General features: G+C 74.6%; 2 pseudogenes. Both read right to left on the bottom strand.

The window, feature by feature from the left end:
- Nucleotides 1–457: pseudogene (locus G3O00_RS42755) on the bottom strand (DNA polymerase Y family protein); the annotation flags it as partial.
- Nucleotides 390–807: pseudogene (locus G3O00_RS42750) on the bottom strand (recombinase RecA); the annotation flags it as partial. The pseudogenes G3O00_RS42750 and G3O00_RS42755, both read right to left, overlap by 68 nt.

The following is an 807-nucleotide window of genomic DNA, read 5'->3' as shown; positions in this document are numbered from 1 at the left end:
CGAGCAGCCACGCGCCGCCCCCGGTCGGCGCGGCGGACAGGCGTGCCGCATAGCCGAGCGCCGCGAGGGTCGCGCGCACCTGGCGACACAGCGACGGCAAGCCGCCGAACAAGCGCAGGCTCGGGCCGACGTCGACGAGCAATGTGGCTTCGTCGTCGAGCGTGACGCACGGCGAGAAGCGCAGCAACGCGAGCGCGACCGCGCGCAGCGCATCGGCCTCGCGCGCGGGATCGCGTTCGACGAGTTGCGTGTGCGGTGCGAGCGTGAGCACGCCGCCGCGCTTCATGCCCGCGCGCACGCCCTGCCGGCGCGCGGCCGCATCGGCGATCAGCACGACACCCTGCTCGAGCACCGCACAGCCTGCGCCACCGGCCTCGCCCGCCTCGCCGTCAGACGGAAGCGCGACGCACACGTCGAGCGGCAGGCGCGGCAGATGGATGCCGAGCAAGACGCGCATAGCGGCTCTCCACGATGGGCGACGGCAGGTCGAGCACGAGCGGCTCGCTGCGGGCGGGGCCGCGACGCTTGACGATGTCGAGCGACACGCCGCCCGGCACCGGGTGCAGCGCGATGCGCAACACGGCCGGCGACGGCTGCCGTTCGGCCGACAGCGGGCGCAGCATCACGAACAGCGTGTCGCCCGTGCGCGCGGCCGCGAGATGCAGGCGCCGCAGCGCATCGGGACGCGCGTCCTGCCACAGCAGCAGCGCGCCGCAACAACCGGTCTTGAGCGCCTGCTCGGCGGCCCACAACGCATCCGTTTGGCTGCCGGCACGCAGCCACAGCACCGCGTCGGCCGGCACGCCA

Origin of the sequence: Burkholderia sp. Ac-20384, assembly GCF_017104605.1 — a bacterium.
Taxonomy (GTDB): Bacteria; Pseudomonadota; Gammaproteobacteria; order Burkholderiales; family Burkholderiaceae; genus Burkholderia; species Burkholderia lata.
The sequence above is the reverse complement of the archived record's forward strand: the minus strand, read 5'-3'. Positions and strand labels throughout refer to the sequence as shown.